The 20,160-nt window shown below is 36.7% G+C and carries 25 protein-coding genes; 14 read left to right on the forward strand and 11 right to left on the reverse strand.

The genetic code is table 11. From position 1 onward, the window contains the following. Positions 1–284 precede the first annotated feature (284 nt). Positions 285–1,250 carry a M23 family metallopeptidase gene (locus tag D8M05_RS12615; RefSeq protein WP_121132341.1) on the reverse strand — a complete coding sequence of 322 codons (966 nt, stop codon included), beginning with the start codon at positions 1,248–1,250 and terminating at the stop codon, positions 285–287. A 61-nt stretch (positions 1,251–1,311) separates the two neighbouring features. Further along, a complete protein-coding gene (locus tag D8M05_RS12620; protein WP_245985348.1) occupies positions 1,312–1,899 on the reverse strand; it encodes a YhcN/YlaJ family sporulation lipoprotein in 588 nt (195 codons plus the stop codon). 134 nt (positions 1,900–2,033) lie between these two features. Between D8M05_RS12620 and D8M05_RS12625 the strand changes: the two genes are divergently transcribed. Further along, entirely contained in the window at positions 2,034–2,309 is a 276-nt protein-coding gene (locus D8M05_RS12625; protein WP_121132343.1) for a YutD family protein, read from the forward strand. Positions 2,310–2,364: 55 nt separating this feature from the next. Here the strand turns inward: D8M05_RS12625 and D8M05_RS12630 are convergent, their stop codons facing one another. Then, entirely contained in the window at positions 2,365–2,616 is a 252-nt protein-coding gene (locus D8M05_RS12630; protein ID WP_121132345.1) for a hypothetical protein, read from the reverse strand. Between the two features lie 442 nt (positions 2,617–3,058). On the opposite strand from D8M05_RS12630, the gene D8M05_RS12635 reads away from it, so the two are divergent. After that, a complete protein-coding gene (locus tag D8M05_RS12635; protein WP_183072793.1) occupies positions 3,059–4,489 on the forward strand; it encodes a VWA domain-containing protein in 1,431 nt (476 codons plus the stop codon). 265 nt (positions 4,490–4,754) lie between these two features. Here D8M05_RS12635 and D8M05_RS12640 read toward each other — a convergent pair whose 3' ends face one another. After that, complete coding sequence (locus D8M05_RS12640) at positions 4,755–6,197, reverse strand: amidase (protein ID WP_121132349.1); 1,443 nt, start codon at positions 6,195–6,197, stop codon at positions 4,755–4,757. Positions 6,198–6,299: 102 nt separating this feature from the next. Here D8M05_RS12640 and D8M05_RS12645 point away from each other — a divergent pair, with 102 nt between their 5' ends. From D8M05_RS12645 to D8M05_RS12655, 3 genes are read left to right on the forward strand one after another with little or no spacing between them, the layout of a single operon-like run. Beyond that, positions 6,300–6,737: a DUF86 domain-containing protein gene (locus D8M05_RS12645; RefSeq protein WP_121132351.1), complete on the forward strand. Its 438-nt coding sequence runs from the start codon at positions 6,300–6,302 to the stop codon at positions 6,735–6,737. Positions 6,738–6,752: 15 nt separating this feature from the next. After that, entirely contained in the window at positions 6,753–7,391 is a 639-nt protein-coding gene (locus D8M05_RS12650; RefSeq protein WP_121132353.1) for a helix-turn-helix transcriptional regulator, read from the forward strand. Positions 7,392–7,407: 16 nt separating this feature from the next. After that, entirely contained in the window at positions 7,408–8,199 is a 792-nt protein-coding gene (locus tag D8M05_RS12655; protein ID WP_121132355.1) for a TIGR01457 family HAD-type hydrolase, read from the forward strand. Positions 8,200–8,286: 87 nt separating this feature from the next. Here D8M05_RS12655 and D8M05_RS12660 read toward each other — a convergent pair whose 3' ends face one another. Further along, positions 8,287–8,787 carry a phosphatidylglycerophosphatase A family protein gene (locus D8M05_RS12660; protein WP_121132357.1) on the reverse strand — a complete coding sequence of 167 codons (501 nt, stop codon included), beginning with the start codon at positions 8,785–8,787 and terminating at the stop codon, positions 8,287–8,289. 149 nt (positions 8,788–8,936) lie between these two features. Here D8M05_RS12660 and D8M05_RS12665 point away from each other — a divergent pair, with 149 nt between their 5' ends. Then, positions 8,937–9,917, forward strand: a complete 981-nt coding sequence (locus tag D8M05_RS12665; protein ID WP_121132359.1) for a protein kinase family protein — start codon at positions 8,937–8,939, stop codon at positions 9,915–9,917. Positions 9,918–9,948: 31 nt separating this feature from the next. Beyond that, entirely contained in the window at positions 9,949–10,917 is a 969-nt protein-coding gene (locus tag D8M05_RS12670) for a 2-hydroxyacid dehydrogenase (RefSeq protein WP_121132361.1), read from the forward strand. 272 nt (positions 10,918–11,189) lie between these two features. Here the strand turns inward: D8M05_RS12670 and D8M05_RS12675 are convergent, their stop codons facing one another. Then, complete coding sequence (locus D8M05_RS12675) at positions 11,190–11,414, reverse strand: NifU family protein (RefSeq protein WP_121132363.1); 225 nt, start codon at positions 11,412–11,414, stop codon at positions 11,190–11,192. A 192-nt stretch (positions 11,415–11,606) separates the two neighbouring features. Here D8M05_RS12675 and D8M05_RS12680 point away from each other — a divergent pair, with 192 nt between their 5' ends. From D8M05_RS12680 to D8M05_RS12690, 3 genes are all read left to right on the forward strand, one after another. Beyond that, the gene (locus D8M05_RS12680; protein ID WP_121132365.1) at positions 11,607–11,939 is read left to right on the forward strand and encodes a YuzD family protein; all 333 of its coding nucleotides are present in this window, start codon (positions 11,607–11,609) and stop codon (positions 11,937–11,939) included. Positions 11,940–12,028: 89 nt separating this feature from the next. Beyond that, positions 12,029–12,382, forward strand: a complete 354-nt coding sequence (locus tag D8M05_RS12685; protein WP_121132367.1) for a HesB/IscA family protein — start codon at positions 12,029–12,031, stop codon at positions 12,380–12,382. 71 nt (positions 12,383–12,453) lie between these two features. Then, positions 12,454–13,155 (forward strand): Crp/Fnr family transcriptional regulator, encoded by a 702-nt coding sequence (locus D8M05_RS12690; protein WP_121132369.1) that lies wholly within the window; start codon positions 12,454–12,456, stop codon positions 13,153–13,155. Positions 13,156–13,515: 360 nt separating this feature from the next. Here the strand turns inward: D8M05_RS12690 and D8M05_RS12695 are convergent, their stop codons facing one another. Continuing rightward, positions 13,516–14,508 (reverse strand): NAD(P)/FAD-dependent oxidoreductase, encoded by a 993-nt coding sequence (locus tag D8M05_RS12695; RefSeq protein ID WP_121132370.1) that lies wholly within the window; start codon positions 14,506–14,508, stop codon positions 13,516–13,518. A gap of 201 nt (positions 14,509–14,709) precedes the next feature. Here D8M05_RS12695 and D8M05_RS12700 point away from each other — a divergent pair, with 201 nt between their 5' ends. Together D8M05_RS12700 and D8M05_RS12705 are read left to right on the forward strand one after the other, a co-directional pair. Then, the gene (locus D8M05_RS12700; RefSeq protein WP_121132372.1) at positions 14,710–15,021 is read left to right on the forward strand and encodes a YuiB family protein; all 312 of its coding nucleotides are present in this window, start codon (positions 14,710–14,712) and stop codon (positions 15,019–15,021) included. A 415-nt stretch (positions 15,022–15,436) separates the two neighbouring features. Then, on the forward strand, positions 15,437–16,093 hold the full coding sequence (locus D8M05_RS12705; protein WP_121132494.1) for a 3D domain-containing protein: 657 nt from the start codon (positions 15,437–15,439) through the stop codon (positions 16,091–16,093). Positions 16,094–16,227: 134 nt separating this feature from the next. On the opposite strand, the gene D8M05_RS12710 is transcribed toward D8M05_RS12705, so the two are convergent. The 3 genes from D8M05_RS12710 to deoD all read right to left on the reverse strand — a co-directional run bounded on the left by D8M05_RS12710 (position 16,228) and on the right by deoD (position 18,877). Further along, positions 16,228–16,701, reverse strand: a complete 474-nt coding sequence (locus D8M05_RS12710) for a divergent PAP2 family protein (protein WP_121132374.1) — start codon at positions 16,699–16,701, stop codon at positions 16,228–16,230. A 131-nt stretch (positions 16,702–16,832) separates the two neighbouring features. Further along, the gene (locus tag D8M05_RS12715) at positions 16,833–17,423 is read right to left on the reverse strand and encodes a biotin transporter BioY (protein WP_121132376.1); all 591 of its coding nucleotides are present in this window, start codon (positions 17,421–17,423) and stop codon (positions 16,833–16,835) included. Positions 17,424–18,169: 746 nt separating this feature from the next. Then, on the reverse strand, positions 18,170–18,877 hold the full coding sequence (deoD, locus tag D8M05_RS12720; protein WP_121132378.1) for a purine-nucleoside phosphorylase: 708 nt from the start codon (positions 18,875–18,877) through the stop codon (positions 18,170–18,172). Positions 18,878–19,071: 194 nt separating this feature from the next. On the opposite strand from deoD, the gene D8M05_RS12725 reads away from it, so the two are divergent. Continuing rightward, the gene (locus D8M05_RS12725; protein ID WP_121132380.1) at positions 19,072–19,335 is read left to right on the forward strand and encodes a phosphocarrier protein HPr; all 264 of its coding nucleotides are present in this window, start codon (positions 19,072–19,074) and stop codon (positions 19,333–19,335) included. Between the two features lie 31 nt (positions 19,336–19,366). Here the strand turns inward: D8M05_RS12725 and kapB are convergent, their stop codons facing one another. Then, positions 19,367–19,765, reverse strand: a complete 399-nt coding sequence (gene kapB / locus D8M05_RS12730) for a kinase-associated lipoprotein KapB (RefSeq protein ID WP_121132382.1) — start codon at positions 19,763–19,765, stop codon at positions 19,367–19,369. 114 nt (positions 19,766–19,879) lie between these two features. Here kapB and D8M05_RS12735 point away from each other — a divergent pair, with 114 nt between their 5' ends. Beyond that, positions 19,880–20,092, forward strand: coding sequence for a hypothetical protein (locus D8M05_RS12735; RefSeq protein ID WP_245985350.1), 213 nt, complete (start codon positions 19,880–19,882; stop codon positions 20,090–20,092). Positions 20,093–20,160: the final 68 nt, after the last annotated feature.

The following is a 20,160-nucleotide window of genomic DNA, read 5'->3' on the forward strand; positions in this document are numbered from 1 at the left end:
GGCGGTGACTCCTGCGGGAATAGCACGTGTCCGAAGACCCCGCAGCGGCGTTTTTTCCGCGAGGAGGGCTGAGGCCGTGCCCGCGGAAAGCATCCGCCCGGAGCGATCCCGGACGGCGAGATTTGCTCCGATTTAAGATATTTTGAATTAAATTAGTCAGAAGTTTACATCAACTATGAATTAACATTCAATTGTAGAAAGTTAACATTCCGAGATTCCTATGCTATAATATTCGTCTTTTGATTGGAAGGTTTTCGTTTTGTCCCAGCCCCTTTCATATCTAATTATCGTTTATCTTTCGCTATTCGTTCCCATTTTCTTAAATAAGGGTGAGGGTCAAACGAAAATTCACTGTATCCATTATCTTTATACATCCCGTAATGCAAATGTGGAGGGAATTTACCCGATGTTCCAGGAGGTCCATAGCCAGTGGAGCCAACACTACCAATAATGTCACCCGGTTTTACTACTTGGCCAATTTGGAGTTCATCTTGATAGCCACTCATATGCGCATAATAATGGTAGATATTATAAATATCCCTGATTCCAATTCGCCAACCACCATATAAGTTCCATCCCATCATTTCAACTACACCATAAGTTGTTGATTTTACTGGTGTGCTGTAATCTGCAAATATGTCCGTTCCTTCATGCGTTCTTAGACCGCCAAATCCTCTTCTGTCACCCCATGTGCTCCGGTAACTGTAGTTATACCCTATATCGACAGGGAAGTCACGATCCGTTAAATTGATGTCTTTAAACTTTCGGAAAACCTTTGAGGTGTTCATAATGGTTTGCACCGTTAAGTCACGTTTATAGTAATTCCATAACCCGATTTTTATATCATCTTCTGTAGGGCCATATTCCAACAACATATTAGCCATGGTAAACAAAATATCTTCTGGATTATTTATATCAGCTATTCCGTCCCCATTTGCATCTTTCCCTTTACCATCAAACATTTCAATAATCCCAATCGTATTGTTCTCACTACTATTTCCGATTCCAAACCAAATTTCAGCAGGTATGTCGATGGAGACAACTTTTTCGGCTTCATCACTATTTATTATGTTACGTTCAAAATTATCGATTGCTGCAAAATAATACCAAGGGATTTGTGTTAAAGCTTCTGTTTTCTTAAATAGAGCCATACGTTTGTCATAAATATTCTCTTCATCTTCTGCATGTACTGTAAATGCAAATAAAAAACAAAACAACAAAAATAGGGGAACGACACGCCTGTTTAACATTAGAATTCACCTCCTGAATGCTACACATAATCTTAAAAATGCTCTTAAATACTTTACAGGTTTATTCTTTATCTTCAACTTCATTTGTGTTATTTAAGCCTTGTGTTGATTTTTTCATTTCCTTAATCAGTTGATTAATTAAATTATCGTATTCTCGATCGGTCGTTGAATTATGGAGACTCTGAATGTCATACATAAGGGACGAATTATCCGATACGTATACTTCAAAGAAGCTTGGCATAAGGGAATCGGCACTACGTTTTGCGATGTCTGCGGCAGCATTCTCCTCTAAATCCCCATTTTTTTCATATGCAATAAGGACTTCTTCATCTGTAACAAGTGTTGCAACTTCATTAAAGCCATCATTTTGTAAAATGATTTTCGTAATCATGTCTGCATATTGGTTGCGGTCAATTTTACTAGTCACATTGTTTAATTCATTGACATCCATTTCGTCTTTTGAATAGTGAACATATCCTAATTGTTCATTTAAATCTGTATCAGGTGGTGCTTCAAGTTGACGGTTGGGATCAAGTTTGTCTTCCATTTCTTCACTTTCTTGCATTGTGAAATCATTACCTGAACAAGCTACTATAAATAGTGTGGTACTAAATGCAATAAGTAATGGTGTTATTTTCTTTGTCTTCAAAAGTAAACCCTCCTTTAGGTAAATATCTCAAGCTTAGTTTGTGGCTTAAGTGTAGAAATAATGCTTACTTTTTCTGGTTTCTATTAGGAAACATGTGGTAAAATAGATACAATTGAAAAGAGGTGGGCCTTTAGATGATTGAATTATCTGGGAAAAGATATGAATTAATCGAAAATATAAAAGAAGGTTTTCAGGAGGTTGCTGTTAAGGATCGTTATTCCGAGATATTAGCCAAATATGATTTCATCGTCGGGGATTGGGGGTATAACCAACTTCGGTTAAAAGGCTTTTACCACGACCGACATGCAAAAGCAGCAATCGATTCCAAAATAAGTACATTAGAAGATTATTTATATGAATACTGTAATTTTGGTTGTGCATATTTTGTCCTGAAAAAGGTAACAAAATAAAAGGTAAAAGAGGAGAAGAGCTTTGAATCGAGAGCGCTTACTCCTCTTTTGGTTCTTATTCATCATGAAGCGGGTGTGCTCCAGGAATCTGTCTCGGCAGGTCATCATGTTGCTCTTCATCAGGAAATACAAAAGCACTCGTACGTTTTTGTCCCTCTTTCCAAGGGGTAGACTTACTTGAGACAGCCACTTCCTTATTAATGGTTGAACCAAATGGCCCTTCTGGAAATTCTTCAGGTATTAGTTCATTCTTCATTCGATCTACATTGGAAAAATCAGAGTATTTCTTGTTACGATCTTTCGGCATTTTAACACATCCTTTCAGATAGTAGTTTTCTCAGAAACGATGATTTCTATGAAGACTTATTTCCTCTATCATTGTAAGGACGTTGTAATTAAATATAACTTAAGTCAGTATACACACAGGAAAACAAAAATTTTAAAAAATGATAATTTAGGCCTAGTTAAATAAATAAAACGTGACTTTTTTATCGTTTAAAAAGTATGAAATCATGAAAAATACTCATGAATAATTAGTTACGAATGGATTATTTTTAATAATAACTGTTTTATTTCATAGGCTAATATATTTGTGGAATAATTTTCAGAAAATAGCCACCATATTGACATATATATCAAAATGGATTAAAAGTTGATAAGGGTAAGGTCCAAAAACAAAACCATTTTAAATCGCACCAGTTTTGATTTTAATGATTACTGATAATTGACTAACGAAAGGGGACATGATTATGAGACGTAATAGATTTGTTATCTTCAGTCTACTGTTGACACTATCTATCATTGTAATTGGCTGTGGTAATGAAAAAGAGTCATCAGATGAAGAGCCACAACCTTCTGAATATATCACAGAAGAAAAGAGTCATAGTGAAGCCGACAACATTACTCATGATGAAACGAAAGAGGAAGATGACAAGGAAATGATAGAAAAAGATCTATCCTTTCTAGATGGAATATCACCTGCTCCCGAAAATGGTACAAGCGTAATCGACCAAACACAGGGAAAATATGCGGATATTGATGTTAGAGACGAATCTGTTAATGCCGATGTTTTGGAAAATGTCGGAAAACTAGAGCCACTACCGGAAGATGCTAGTGATGAACAGTTAGATATGTATTTTAATTATCTATATTCGTTAGTAGCAGAGGATTTTCCCGATCCACAGGATATTATAAAAAAATGGGAATTTGGATCCTTTGGTAATCCAGATTTACCTGATTCACGCTATCATTTTAAAGAAAACTATAATGTTGAAATTCTCTTAGATTCAAGTGGAAGTATGGGCTTTTATGCAGGTGATAAGACTCGAATGCAAGTTGCAAAGGAAACGATAAGTACTTTCCTAAAAAATGTTCCAGAAGATGCAAATGTTTCACTACGAGTGTATGGGCATGAAGGGACGGGTTCTGATAGTGATAAAGCACTCTCTTGTGATTCGATTGAACAGGTATATGGTTTTCAATCGTATAATGCTACGGATTTTGATGCAGCACTTCGTAAATTCGAACCTGCAGGCTGGACACCTCTTGCAGAAGCATTAAAACAATCAGAAAAGGCACTCCAACAGTTTGATTCAAAAAATAATACGAATCTAATATATTTGGTAAGTGACGGAATCGAAACCTGTGATGGTAATCCAGTGAAGGTAGCAGAATCTCTTGTAGATTCAAATGCACAGCCAATTATTAATATCATTGGATTCCAGGCTGATAACGAGGCACAAGATCAATTGAAGAGCATGGCAGAGGCGGCAAATGGAATTTATAGTACGGCAAGCAATCAAGAAGAACTGGAAGCAGAATTTGACCGTGCTGAAGAAGTGTTAGAAGCATGGGAAGAATGGAAAGATGATGCTTTGGATGATCTAGATGCCGAAGAAGTAGATGCAAGTTTTGACATATTAGCCTTTACAAATGATTGGGGACAAATCAATAGAGGGCAAAAGCTAAATGTGTCACGTTTAACAAAAATATTTAGAGATGAAGGCATTATCAATAAAGAACAAGAAGATGTCTTTCATGCCAAGAAAAATAAAATAGAAGAGCTGATTTATGATGTTCGGGCTGAATTAGAGTCTGAATTGAGAGATGTCAGTGCACAAAAGATAAATGAAATGAAGTCTATTATTAATGAGAAATATAACGATCAATCTAAAGAATAGACTGTTTTCGTATTGATTTGCTATTGCTATAAAATGGCCATAGAGAGTAATCATGCATCATCCTAGCGTTCTGGCAATACACTTCTTCGCGGACCTTAGATCTTATTAGGGCGGCTGGTGAGCCTCCTGTAGGCTACCATTGACCTTTCATCCCGCTGGAGTTTACGTGTATTGCCTCCACAGTTGGGTGATGCATTATCTCTAGTTACGCTGCAGTTTATATAAAAAATTACTTTTGACCCAGCCTCTTGCTTGTGTCTTCATTCTATTCGCTTTCATCTACATCTAATACATCACATCGTACATATCCTCTGAACTTTTTCTCAATAATCCTTCCCAAACGAAATAATGCATCTTCATTTCCAATTGCACTTATAATTTGAATACTAATTGGTAAGTTATTTTCGTCTGTTGCAACTGGAATAGAAAGAGATGGAAGCCCCCATACATTCGCATAGGCAACGAATGGCATGTAATTTAGAAAAGATTTTTTTATTGAAAATATTTCACGATATACTTTCCCATGTTTTGGTGCACTTGTATGGTAAATCGGAAAAATTAATAGCCTTGTCTTTAAATAATCCTTGAGCCTCTGGTCACCTTGTTCTAATGTTTCCTTCACTTCGCGTATCCGTTTTGATGAAGGTTTAAAAACTTTTGATCCGATAATACCCCAAGATAGAGATGGGTGTACGTTCGTTCGTTGTGTCAATTTTTCCCGAGCAAAAGCCCGTAGAACACCTGAACGATCATTACTATATGCTTCTCTTTGTAGTAAGTTGCTACCGTCGATGGCAAGAATGTCTTGCCATAATCTTGCACTATCCTCAAAGAAAGGAGGGACCGTTCGTTTCGTTGAGAATGACCTTTCTAGAAATACCTCTAGATTGTCGAGTGTTTTTTTTGTGTAATCAGATAGTGGATATTCAATACTCCCTGGTAAAATTTCAATTTTAAATTTTTGTAAATGACGGGTATGTGTTGATTTCTTCGTAATAATTTCATACATCAATCGCATATCTTGAACGGATTTCCCCATCGGTCCTACAGAAAACATTCTTTGTTGTATATCGGTAGGTGCTTCTGGAAAGTGCCCTTCTTGTGATACTTGATGCATTCCGGGTTTAAATCCAATAACACCATTAAAATGAGCGGGTATTCGGATGGAGCCACCAATATCAGAGCCTATTCCAACAGCAGCACCACCTACAGCTAACAATGCACCTTCACCACCACTAGAACCCCCTGCGGTTTTTGATAAGTCCCATGGATTATTCGTTCTTCCATATAGTTTATTTTCCGTTTCTTGGCTGAAACATAATGTTGGTGTATTTGTTTTTCCTAATATAATTGCTCCTGCATCCTTCAATGCTTTGATTACGTCTGCGTCCTGTCTAGAAATTAAATCCTGCCGATGCTCTAATCCTCCAGTCGTCGTCATATTGATAACATGAAATGCTTCCTTTACACTGATTGGAACACCGTGTAAGGGACCTTTGACAACCCCTTCTAAAAGTTGTTGATCCATTACAGCTGCTTCTTCCAAGGCTTCTTGAAAACGATTCTCTACCATGGCGTTAATTTTAGGGGTCGTTTTTTTAATCTGCTGTATGTAGGTTTCAACTGCTTCTATACTAGTTATTTCCCCTTTTTTAATTTTCTTAGCAAGTAATGTCGCATCCATATCAATAATTGACGTTTTAAACATTGAAATTCCCTCATTATCCTATGATATTTTTAAATGTATTTCACTTATTTTATATGTATTATGATATGATAAAATTATAGAAAGTCAATCGGGGGTAATCATATGTATTTTGTTGATCAAAGTAAAATTGAGGAAATACTTATATATATGGATAAGATTTTGAAGGAATTAGGGGAATTTAAGTTTCATACATTCGCTGAAAAATTGGGGTATGAGCGAATGGTTCATGTGTTAATCGAATCAACATTGGATGTAGGAAGTATGATGATTGATGGATTTATTATGCGTGATCCTGGGAGTTATGAAGATATCATTGATATTCTAGTGGATGAGAAAGTAATACCTTGTGAAGAACAGGATGACTATAAAGTATTTATAAGTTTGCGAAAAATGCTTGTAACAGATTATATCGATGTTGACCACGAAAAACTAAAAGCCGTTATGGATGATAAAAAGGCAAATATAGAGCAGTTCAGTTCACATATAAGAACGTATATCAACAATGAATTAGGAGTCGCAAACGCTTTTTCAAATAAATAATGAGGGGTGGGGAAGATGAATATAAAAACACCTACAAAGCAAAAACTATTAGAGGTATTAAAAAAGAATGATGAGAATTCAATTAATGATATTATGCAGCATTTCTCTATTTCGGATATTGCTGTAAGAAAGCATATTCATGAGCTCGTACAGCAAGGTTTTGTTAAAAAGATAGCACATAAAAAAAAGGTTGGAAGACCATACTTTACCTACGAACTTACAGAAAAGGGACATGAAACGTTTCCAAATCAGAATAAAGATTTACCTGTTGAATTGTTACATGATCTGGAGGACTTACAAGGGCCGGAAGCAGTAAAAGAATTACTATTGAAACGAATGAAACGGGAAACAACCGAATATGAAGAGCGAATGAGATCAGAGACATTGGATGGTAAAATTGCCGAATTAGCAAGCATTCAGAATGAAAAAGGTTATATGCTGGAAGTAGAAAAGATTGATAAAAATCAGTATGAAATTCGAAATTACAATTGCCCAATCGCTAATATTTCGACATTATACAGCCAAGTTTGTCATAATGAAAAATCAATGTTACAGAAATTGTTTTCTGGAAGTGAAGTTGCTACACATTCACTAATAACAGATGGAAGCCATTTGTGTCGCTGGACGATTACAGATAAAGGAAAAGACAGCTAGAGAAGAGGATAAGGACATGAAACAATATAAGGGTTATTTGATTGATTTGGATGGAACAATGTATCTTGGACAAGAGCCGATAGATGCGGCAGCTGATTTTATCGATGCATTAGTTATGAAGGGTATCCCTTACTTGTTTGTTACGAACAATTCTACTAAAACGGCTGAAGATGTTGCCTGGAAACTAAATCAAATGGGGATTAAAGCTAAACCAGAACAGGTTGTTACTACAAGTTTAGCAACTGCAAATTACATTAAAAAGCAGCATGAAAATGCACGTGTTTATGTCATCGGTGAAGAAGGGATTCGACATGCGCTTGAAGCTTCAGGATTGAGAGTAGTGGATGATGAAGAATCAGATTATGTTGTCGTTGGTCTTGACCGACAAGTAACCTATGAGAAATTTGCTAAAGCATGTCTTGCCATTCGAAATGGGGCAACATTTATTTCGACAAATGGGGATGTTGCTATTCCGACTGAACGTGGTTTATTGCCAGGAAACGGATCGATTACTTCTGTTGTGACAGTAAGTACTGGAGTAGCACCGATTTTTATCGGGAAGCCAGAAGCGATTATTATGGAAGAGGCATTAAACATTCTCGGCATCTCGAAGGAGGATACCGTAATGGTTGGGGATAATTATCATACAGATATTAAAGCAGGGATTAATGCAGGTATCGATACACTCATGGTATTCACTGGGGTCACCCCATATGAAGACTTGCCAGTACTTGAGGTAAAACCAACCAATTATGTCCGAAGTTTAAGAGATTGGATTCACCATATAGAAGACAACCTTAATAAGTAAAAAAGAGATAGAGCAGAATTTGCCCTTTCTCTTTTTTATACGCTCGGTTAAATTGCACCGAATCCAAATCTAATACAGAAAACAATGTTATTCATCATCTTCTTCGCTTTCAGAACTATGTGCTAATCTACTTGACGCAGCTGCAGCGATTGCTCCCACGATATCATCTAGAAAAGTATGAACCTCACCAGTGGATTTATCATTTAACCTTTTCAAGATTCCGGGTTTTTGTTTGTCGATAAAACCGTAATTGGTAAATCCAATGGAACCGTAGACGTTGATAATTGAAAAGGCGATAATTTCATCTACGCCGTATAAGCCTTCATCTTTTTCAATAATTTCTTGTAATGGCTCTTCAAGTTGTTTCTTCTCTGCAAGTATGTCTAATTGAATCCCTGTAATAATTGCGTTCTGTACTTCACGCTTTGTTAATACACGGTCAACATTATATTTACACATTTCAATTGTTAAATTCTCATGGTAACTAGATTGCAGGTAATAGACAAGTTCTGCAATGTTATCAAGTGTTACACCCCGCTCTTTAAGTAGTTCTCTTGCCTTTTTTTCTAAATCTGCATGTTTAGTCATTGTATATCTCCTTTTCGAAATAATAGTTAAATAATGCCGCCTGCTTACATATAATAGTATTACAGTAAATCTAAAAGATGTGGAAGTCTCCTAATTATTTCCTAATTGCCTAAAAATTTTTTGTGAAGAAAGGGAAAGGAGCGGTATTTTTGCCTTTAAGTAGATTTCTTTCTACCTATTATGATATCCAAGTAGAAGAAAAAATTCAGTTTGATGAACAAGAAGGATACTTGCAAGATAATTATCTATATTTTATCACTTCCATCCCTGATAAGGAAATTGTTTACATGGAGCAAGCGACAATTGCCTATTACCTAAAAGAAAATAATTATAATCATTTATCCCTGCCAATCCCTAATATCCATGGGAAGTGGTTTACCCCTCTAGAGGATAAGAAATATATTGTCTTAAAAGTCGAAGCATACCGAGAGGATGATGGGATCACAGATGGTCAGGCTTTAGCATCCTTTCATCAAATAGGGGCTGCCTATCAATATCAGCCGAAGGAAATTTCGAGTTATGGCAACTGGAGAAAATTATGGATTGATAAGCTAACTGCCTTTGAAATGAAAATTGAGGAAGAAGTAAAAAAGCAACCAACCGATTATTATCGTTTATTAATGGATGTGCTGCCTTATCTGATTGGAATGAGTGAAAATGCGATTCAATATGCTCGTCAAAGTGAAACAGACACGAGATTTCACGAAGCAGATCAAGGAACTTTTTGCTTTCATCGTTATCATAATCAGCTAAAGCAACCAATCCTATGGTTCGACCAACTTGTTTATGATCATCCAGCGAGGGATATTGCGGAATATATCCGAACATTGCTATTAAATAATGAGGACGACGAGGAAATCGTTGCATTTGTAAGGGACTATCAATCGATTCATCCGTTATCTGTGTTCAGCTGGCGTTTGGTATATAGCCGATTAATTTTTCCAAGCGCATTATTTGATTTTATTAGCCGTGGCTTTATGGAGGCCCCCGTTGATTACAACCTCCTACATCAGGAATTGATCGGATTACTTGAAAAACAAACACAATATGAAAGAAGATTAAGCAACTTTTATGAAAATTTAAGCATTGATACTGAAACTTTAAACATTCCTGTGGTAAACTGGCTATAGATAAGTCATACATACAGGAGAGGTGCAACAGTTGAAGAAACCAATAATTTATATAACTAGAAAAGTTCCTGAAGATTTAATTAAACCGCATGAAGATAAATTTGATGTTCGTATGTGGGAGAAGGCAGAGGAACCAGTCCCAAGAGAAGTATTAATGGAAGAGACACGCCTTGCTGATGGTTTGTTATGTATGCTCAGTGAGAAAATTGATGAAGAACTATTTCTTGCAAGTCCCAATTTAAAAGTCGTGTCCAATTTAGCTGTGGGATATGACAATATTGATGTGGAAGCAGCTCAGGAACATCAAATTGTCGTAACAAATACACCTGATGTATTAACAGAAACAACGGCTGATTTAGGTTTTGCCTTATTAATGGCAACTGCAAGACGGGTTGTGGAAGCGAATGACTACATTAAAAACAATAAATGGAAAAATTGGGCACCATATTTACTCGCAGGTGCTGACATCCATCATAAAACGATCGGTATTGTTGGCATGGGAAGAATAGGGGAGGCTGTAGCTAGACGGGCAACAGGTTTTGGTATGTCCATTCTATATCATAATCGTACGAGAAAGCCAGATGCTGAAAGAGAATTAGGTGCAACCTATACTTCATTCGATGAATTATTAACGGAAGCGGATTTTATCGTATCAGTCGTACCGCTAACAGATGAAACACATAAAATTTTTAATGAAGAAGCTTTTGCAAAAATGAAAGATTCAGCTATTTTTATCAATATCTCTCGTGGTGCGACGGTTGATGAAGCTGCACTTGTTCAGGCGCTTCAGACAAAACAAATACAAGCAGCTGGATTAGATGTATTTGAACAAGAACCAATTTCTGCTGAACATCCCTTGATGAAATTAGATAATGTCGTTTGCTTACCGCATATTGGCTCCGCAAGCACAGAGACGAGAACAGAAATGATTGAACTATGTTTGGATAATATCAGTCGCGTCATCAATGGAGAAGTTGCCAAGACACCAGTGTCATCATAAGGTTGCTTGTATAATGTTTGTTGCTTTTTATTTTCGCTGCTATCATTAGTGGACTTCTTTAATCCTCAAAAATATTTAGGGCAGCTATCATAGCGAAGTATTCTGCCGGAGCGTATGGTAGCACCCAACATGAATAAGGGGGAGCGAGAGCTACACTAATCTGATTGAAATAGATCCGAAGTCTATACAAATTATGTGAAATTTATATAATACAGCCTATCATAAAAAAAGTCAGACACGTCGTTCGTGTCTGACTTTATGCATAAGTCATCTTAGAATACTTGTTCAATTTCTTTTACTCCTGGAACTTCGGAGATTAATGCTCTTTCGATTCCGGCTTTTAATGTAATAGTTGAACTAGGGCAATTTCCGCAAGCTCCCATTAAACGAAGAAGAACGATACCTTCCTCATCAACATCAACTAACTCTACATCCCCGCCATCACGAAGTAAGAATGGACGTAATTTATTTAATACCTCTTGTACTTGTTCTTGCATCAATGTCTCTCTCCTTTTCCATATGTTATATTGTAAAGTGAAACTTAAAATCGGCTTGAAAACTATTCTCAATTACATTATAGCATGTAACCTACGAAAATAGGAGTAATTGTACCTCTTTATATTTTATCTTTTCACAAAGATTTTGTAAACTATAAGTAAGAAAGAAAGCTTAAGGAGGAGGGGTTTAAGATGAGAAAGAGTAAGGTTATAATTACGATTTATGGTACAGAGCAAATTTGTGCAAGCTGTGTAGGTGCCCCAGGTTCTAAAGATACGTATGAATGGCTTCAAGCTGCAATTCGCAGGAAATATATAGATGATGAGATTTCGTATAAATATATTGATTTTAATCAGCCGCAAAGGGATGAATCGCATAAGACGTTTATAGAGCGAATTGTCGATGAAGATTTATTTTGGCCAATTGTGATGGTAAATGATGAGTTAGTAGCTGAAGGAATTCCTCGTTTAAAAACCATTTATGAATCTTTAGATGAGCATGGAATTGAGTTGAAATCAAGCTGACGGAGTGCACGGAAAAATCAATGACTTGTATAAGAAATAGATAATTTGTATACTTATTAATAGGAAGATAAATAAAGGAGGTCCGCGATATGGTTATCAACTTAACGGAACAAGCGAGTGTGCGTATTAAAGAAATGATGAAGGACGAAGAAGCAAATGTTAGCCTTCGTTTTGGAGTAAGAGGTGGCGGATGCAGCGGATTATCTTATTCGATAGGATTTGACTATGAAATAAATGCGTTAGACATACAGGAAGATGTGAACGGAATTCCTGTCGTTGTTAACAGCCAAGATATACCGATTATAGAAGGTACAACCATCGATTATAAAGAAAATATGATGGGTGGCGGATTTAGCATTGATAATCCGAAAGCAGTTTATTCCTGTGGTTGTGGTTCATCATTTAGAACGGCAGAAGTAGTTGGAACACCTGGGGATTGCTAATATGAAAGCTGGGATGTCTGAAGATAGGCATTCTGGCTTTTTTCAGTTGGTTAAAAGGTAGGAGGGAAAGTATGAGTGAATCATGTAACCATGGTGTAAGCATGAATCAATTATGCGTATCGAAAGTACCATTTTTCAATCATTTAGCTATGGATGAAATGTTAAAGATAACGGAAATGAGTAGACATGTAAATTTTAAAAAAGGGGAGACGATTTTTAGGGAAGGCGATCCCCTTGAGTATTTGTACATCGTCCATCAAGGGCGAGTGAAAATATACCAACTGTTTGAATCAGGGAAAGAGCAATTATTAAGGATATTAGATCCAGGTGAGTTCATGGGTGAACTTGCTTTATTTACGGAAAAGACATTAGATAGTTATGCGGAAGCAATGGAAAAAACACAAATATGTGCGATCCATCGTGATGATATGCAGCAGTTAATGCAAAAACATCCGACAATTGCGGTCAAAATCTTAGAGCAGTTTAGTAATCGCTTGGATGAAACGGAAAAATTAGTTGGGAATCTTAGCTCAAAAGATGTGGAAACAAGAACAGCAAGCTATTTGCTCGAGTTGGTAAAAGTAACAGAATCACTTGAAATTGTCCTACCGATGAGTAAAAAGGATTTAGCATCTTATCTAGGAACAACTTCGGAAACGATTAGTAGAAGGTTGTCAAGTTTTCAAACAAATGGTTGGATTGAACAAAATGGACAGCGAAATATACGAATATTGGATAAATCTGCACTAGAAGAAGTTGCGACCGGAATGTAAGAAGGGAGCATATATCCCGAGAAAAGAGCGTATATCCCGAGAAGAGAGCATATATCCCGAGAAGAGAGCCATATATCCCGAGAAGGGAGCAAATATCCCGAGAAGGGAGCATATATCCCGAGAAGGGAGCATATATCCCGAGAAGAGAGCATATATCCCGAGAAGGGAGCATATATCCCGAGAAAAGAGCGTATATCCCGAGAAAAGAGCGTATATCCCGAGAAGAGAGCATATATCGCGAGAAGAGAGCGTATATCCTGAGAAGGGAGCATATATCCCGAGAAGGGAGCATCAATATCTGTAGACCAAGCAATGCATATAATAAAAGAGCTATCATACCTACATGATAGCTCTTAGTAATTATCTTAAATTTAAATCGGAAGAATGTTTTGGTTGTACGCGTGCTTTCGGGTCGATGTAACGTTTGGCGTTATTGATTGCTGTTGGTCCTTCTCCAAAGCCAGTAACAATTAAATTCACTTTGCCGTCATATGTACAAATATCACCTGCAGCATAAATTCCTGCTATATTTGTCTCCATTTTTGAGTTAACTACGATACTGTTTTTCTCAATTTCTAAGCCCCAATCTTTAATTGGCCCTAATTTTGAAATAAAGCCATAGTTACAAATGATAGAGTCGGGTTCGAGTTCCATTATTTGCTCACCTTTGACTTCTTGTAGGATAAGGCGATCTATCTTATCTGACGTTACGATGTCAGACGCAGCAAACGGTGTAACAATCTCAACAGATGATGCGTGAAGTTTTTCCACGCTATGCTCATGGGCTCTAAATTCGTTGCGCCGATGTACGAGAGTTACCTTCGATGCAATCGGCTCTAACATTAATGCCCAGTCTACAGCAGAATCTCCTCCACCAAGTAGGACAACATGTTGATTTTTAAATTGATTCATGTCATTTACATAGTAATGAAGATTAACACCTTCGAATTGCTCGCTCTCACCGATATTTAAACGACGGGGTTGAAATGCACCATTACCAGCTGTAATAATCATGGTCCTTGTGAAATGTTCTTCTCCTGTATTCGTTGTTAGTTTTAGTGTATTGTCTTCAAGGCGCTCTACTTTTTCAATGGATTGTTCAAGTATGATTGTCGGATCAAAAATGCTTGCTTGCTTTTCAAGGTTATCAATCAAGTCCTTTGCGCGGATTTTCGGGAAACCTGCGACGTCAAAGATATCTTTTTCTGGATATAGTGCGGATAGTTGTCCACCTATTTGAGGAAGACTTTCAATTATTTTAACACTTGCTTGTCGCATGCCACCGTAGAAAGCAGTAAATAATCCTACAGGTCCTGCCCCGAGAATGGTAACATCATATATTTTTTCTTCCATTAGTTAATATCCTCATTTCTATCAATTATTTATGCTAACATCATAGTATCACAAACCTGACCTTTCTGTGTAACATAAAAAACTTTACAGAGAATGTAATAATTGTTGATGTAAAGGTGAGACACTAACCTTTGCTTTTCTTTTGAAATCATTTACAATGTTAAGGGTATATTACATAGAAGCTGAAGGGAGTCGGGGCCAATGATACAATTGACGGTTTCCATTATATTATATTTTGTTATCTTTTTTGGTGTTGCATTTATTGTAAATATGTTGATTAAAAAGACATGGTTAATGTCAGTTCTTTATCCATTTATAATCGTTCTCATTATCGATAAACAATCAATATGGGAATATTTTACGAACCCTGGGAAAGCCTTCTCATCCTTAGGTGAAATAATAACGAACTTAACTGGATATGATATTGCAATTTTCCTTGCTGGCTTCATTGGTACAATTGCCTCAGGATTTGTTATGAAGCTGCTTCGTAAGAGTGGTTATAGCATGTTTTAAAGAATACTCCTGTAATTTTATGTGGACCTTTCTGAGGTATTGACTTTCAGGGGATACTGAATAACCCTCTGTTGAGTTGACACATCGATGTGTAAATAACACCAAACCCCGTAATCCCAATGGCCTTGCCTTTGGGATTACTTTTATTCTTACTTCGCGTATTTCAAATTAGCTGAAAAGTTAATAGCATCGGTGTGGAACTTTAAATAATAGTTTTTCCTATCTTTAAGAATGATAAGTTATAATTTTTCTATTTATCAAAATACTCTAGCGGGAAATGTATAATTTTTTTTCAAATGGTAATCCTTAACTGGTAGAAAGAGTAAACCTTTAAATGTTGATATGTTATTTTTAAAGGATCACTACCAGAAAGGTGTTATGCGTGAAAAACAAAAAAATAATCCGGCGAACAGTGATGTCACTGTTATTTATTGTGGCATTATATGTAACTCTATCTTCTATCTCAAATGTAACAATAGCAGATATGAAGGTTTGGGGACAGGGAATACATCAGGAAACACTTGAACAAATGGAACAAACAACTGAGTACAGACAAACAATGATGAAAGATAAGGACTTAAACACAGTAAAACCAACAAAAAGGTTAATTTCGAGTGATGAGATTGATGGTCCGGAAAGTTTAGAAGATGCACTTAATCTAGAACAATATCCTTCCAACACGGTAACAGCAACTGGATATACGGCAGGCGTGGAATCAACTGGGAAATCAAGCTCTGATCCAGCTTACGGGATTACGTACTCAGGTGTAAAAGTTACACGAGACTTATATTCTACAATTGCTGCGGATTTAGATGTATATCCAATTGGCACAATCCTATTTATTCCAGATTATGGGTATGGTGTTGTAGCGGATAAAGGTAGTGCCATTCAAGGTAACAAGATTGATTTATATTATCATACTGTGGAAGATGTTTATCAACATTGGGGAAAGAAAGAAGTTGAAGTATATGTTGTCGAATATGGTGACGGAACTTTAACAGAAGAAGAACTCGTTGTACTAAATGAAACGGAAGCATTACAGGTATTTAGACAGCAAATTAATGGACAGTAAAATTAGAAAAAGTGTAGTCTACTCGTTTAATCTGCATACGGACTGGACGAACAACACGGTCGGCTAGCGTTAAACACACATAATCTTATACGTTCAAAAGGAGACTTCCGAATTTAAGTAGGAAGTCTCCTTTTTTAAAATAGCGGATAGAGCATGAAAGCAACGATAATTCCAGTAATTGCACCGAAAAATACTTCGCTTGGCTCGTGACCTAATAATTCTTTGAGTTCTTTTCTTTTTTGATAATCCTCTTTACCTTTCCAATCCTTCGCTGTTTCAATAAAAATCTGAAAGTCTTCAATTAATCGGTTTAGTGCAACAGCATGTCTACCTGCGTGTCTTCGTACACCTGAAGCATCGTACATGGTGATGACACTAAATATCGCTGCAATACCAAACATGGAAGATGACACACCTTCAACAATACCCACGCCTGTTGTTAATGCAGTAACTGCGGCAGAGTGACTACTCGGCATTCCGCCAGTACTAAATGCTAAATTTGGTTCGAACTCTCTAGTTGCGATTAATTTTATGGGAACCTTTATTACTTGTGCAAAAATGATTGCGGATAATGCTGCCCATATTGGGAAATTTGTAAATAACTCCATGCTAAGGTTGCCACCTTCCTACTCCTAAGTTACAGAATCGATTAGAATGATTTGTCGCTATTTTACCATACAGATCTTTCAAGGTAAACGACAGGGCTATTTCAAATTAAATTTCTCCAGTTTTAGTTCGATTAGGCAGCGCGTTGCCATCTTAAAGGTATCCTTTTTAATACAGTTACCATGAATAGGGCGGCAGCAATTGTAAACCCAAAATCCTTAATAAAGAAGGGTATCATTCCAGTTGCAGCAAGCCCGTAGCTAATTTCTAATTGTAGCCATGTGTTCATAGCAATATACATATAGGTAATGCCAACAGCGTAATTAATCATCAAACCAAAGAATCCAGCAATAGAATAGATTATTGTATTTGCTTTTTTACTTGATTCTGCCAACCATCCAGTAACGAACGCGGTAAATACAAAAGAAATAATAAATCCGCCTGTTGGGTCAACGAATGCGAAAGGTCCACCCTGAAAACCTGCGAATACTGGAACACCACAGACACCAATGAAGACATATCCAATCATTGCGAAAGCGCCTAATTTTTTACCAAGCATTAATCCTGCTAAAATTGCAAAGAATGTTTGTAACGATAAAGGTACACTTGTCCCACCAATAGGTATCGCTAAAAAAGGAAACCAAACGGTAATGTTTGCACCAATAGCCATTAAACAAATAAATACTGCCCCATATGTAAGATCAATCGGACGTAATCCCCTCATCACAAATCCCCCTCTTTTTTTCTAATATTAAGCGGAGTCATTTACATTGTCAACCTTTATTTTTTTTAGGTTTACAATAGGGCAAAAAAGAGGAGGGGTAAAAAGTAATCTGCTTAGAAAGAACCGAACAATGCTTTAAATCTTCCATTACAATTCAAATTACTTCGGATTTTGTATAGACTGTTGATTTCTTTAATTCAGTATTGTGAAACTCTCGCTTACATTTATTAATGTTAAGCCCTGCCTTTCGCTCCGGCAGAATACTTCGCTTTCCACGGGCACGGCCTCAGCCCTCCTCGGAAGAAGAGCCCTTCCTGTGGGGTCTTCAGACACGTGCTGTTCCCGTAGGAGTCTTCGTATTCTGCCTACGCTTAGATAGCTGCTCTAGATATTTTTTAGACTATAGTCCATAAAAACACGTTTTGGATATCCTATTTTGCATAATCATCATATTTCTAGTTAAGAAAAGTAGAGCAGATTCTCAGTGGAGGAAACACACGTAGACTCCTGCAGGAGGAGAGGCCTAGATGAGACACCGTAGTGCGTTAGCACGAAGGGGGCTCATCAGCCGCCTTAAGGTGCGCGAAGTGTGTTTCCGGAACGACGTACTTCACACTATACTGAATTAAATACGTCCACACTTTACATCAACTATGAACTAATTTCCTGTTGTAAGTTAATATTCTAAGCCTCGTGTCTGATGATGGTTCGCTTATAGAGCGGGAGGTTTTAGTTATGTCCAAGTCTTATTCAATAATTGCATTCAATGCAATTTCCATCATTTCATTAAAAGTTGTTTGACGTTCTTCAGCAGTTGTTTCTTCTCCTGTTATAATATGATCCGATACAGTTAAAATGGATAATGCTTTGCGGCCGTATTTTGCTGCAAGTGTATATAATGCTGTAGATTCCATTTCGATTGCTAACACTTGGTATGCTGCAAGCAACGCATTGATTTCCTTTGCGTTCTCACGATAGAATGAATCACTTGTAAAGACATTACCAACACGAAGGTTTAATCCTTTTTCAATACCATGATCATAAGCGTTTCTTAGTAAGTCGAAATCTGCTAGTGGTGCAAAGTCGATTCCGTTAAAGACCATTCGATTTACCTGTGAATCTGTCGTTGCACCTTGTGCAAGAATGACATCTCGTACTTTTACATCCTTTTGAAGTGCGCCACAGGTACCCACACGAACTAGTTTTTGTACGTCGTACTCTCTAATTAACTCATTCACGTAAATAGAAATAGAAGGGACTCCCATTCCTGTGCCTTGAACGGATACACGCTCACCTTTGTACGTTCCCGTAAACCCTAACATGCCACGAACCTCATTATATTGGGATACATCTTCTAAAAATGTTTCCGCAATAAATTTAGCACGTAACGGGTCCCCAGGAAGTAATATTTTATCTGCAATTTCGCCTTTTTTTGCACCGATATGTACACTCATATCCGATACCCTCCTTGATTTTTATAAACCAAAGTTATCATATTGTAAAAGTAAAGACAAATTTATCGGAGAAATTCACGAAACTGCAAGCTATTAGTTTATTTAATAACTAAAATTGTTTATAATAAATATATATTGGTTCGTATATAATATAGCAAACGAATCAATTTAAAAAGTCTGGAAGGATGAATCAAATGAAATCACAAACATTTACAATTACAGCAGAATCCGGGGTACATGCTAGACCTGCTACATTATTAGTAAACAAAGCAGGACAATTCCAATCTGATGTTAATATTAACTATAAAGGGAAAAATGTTAATCTTAAATCGATTATGGGGGTTATGTCTTTAGGAATTCCTAAAGGTGGAGAAATTGAAATCTCTACAGAAGGTAATGATGAAGACGAAGCATTAGAGGCTTTAGCTGGAGTAGTGAAAGAGCATTTAGGAGAGTAATGGAAAGAGCTAGGTTTCTAGCTCTTTTTTTTTATAACATGTAGTATTTTTTCTTGTAATCCTTGTCTTCTAATTGTTCTAATGTACTTAATGCTTTTTTATTATAAGCGGTGTCTTCTTTTAGAAGCTTCTCTTTGTATGTCTGGACTGCTTGTTTTAGTGACTCCCCATATGAAGGAATGACTTCTGTAAACAAATGAACTGCGGGTTTTTTCACGTTCATTTTTTCGTGAAAGTAAAGTGCCTTACGTTCGTGAAAGAAAACATTCTCTACTTCTCCTGGATTATGTATGTCTCCTTGCATCGGATGTTTTATTACTGCAAGCACCTCGATTAAGCAGGTCCTGCCACGATCTTCTTTTACCTCCCCAATGTAGGTTCCTGAGTGGTAATGTGCTTTTATAATTTCACCAATACTTACTTCTGCCATCATATCACCTCTAATTTGTATTTTGCCAGAAAGAGATTAGATTAGCTAATAATTAGACTCATTACTTGGTAATGAGTCGTTTTTTGATATAATATGAGTGGAAGGAAGTGAATAATGATGTATCTATATATGCCGTTTCTATATTTTCCGCAAGATAAATCAGAATATTTGCCTGCAGTGCTATCATTGATCTTTTTTATGGCATTAGCGTGCATCGCTTTATACTTATTCTATAAAAAATCAAAGAAAGACGAAAAAGCTTTTGATGAAGAATATGAAAAGAAAATAAAGCAAGCAACAAGTTCTAAGGGGAACTCTGACAAGTGACAGCCATCCATGCATAGGACTCGATACTAAAGGTAATACTTTAGTATAAAAGCTCTGTGGAGGATTAT

This window comes from Oceanobacillus bengalensis (assembly GCF_003628445.1).
GTDB classification, from domain to species: domain Bacteria; phylum Bacillota; class Bacilli; order Bacillales; family Amphibacillaceae; genus Oceanobacillus; species Oceanobacillus bengalensis.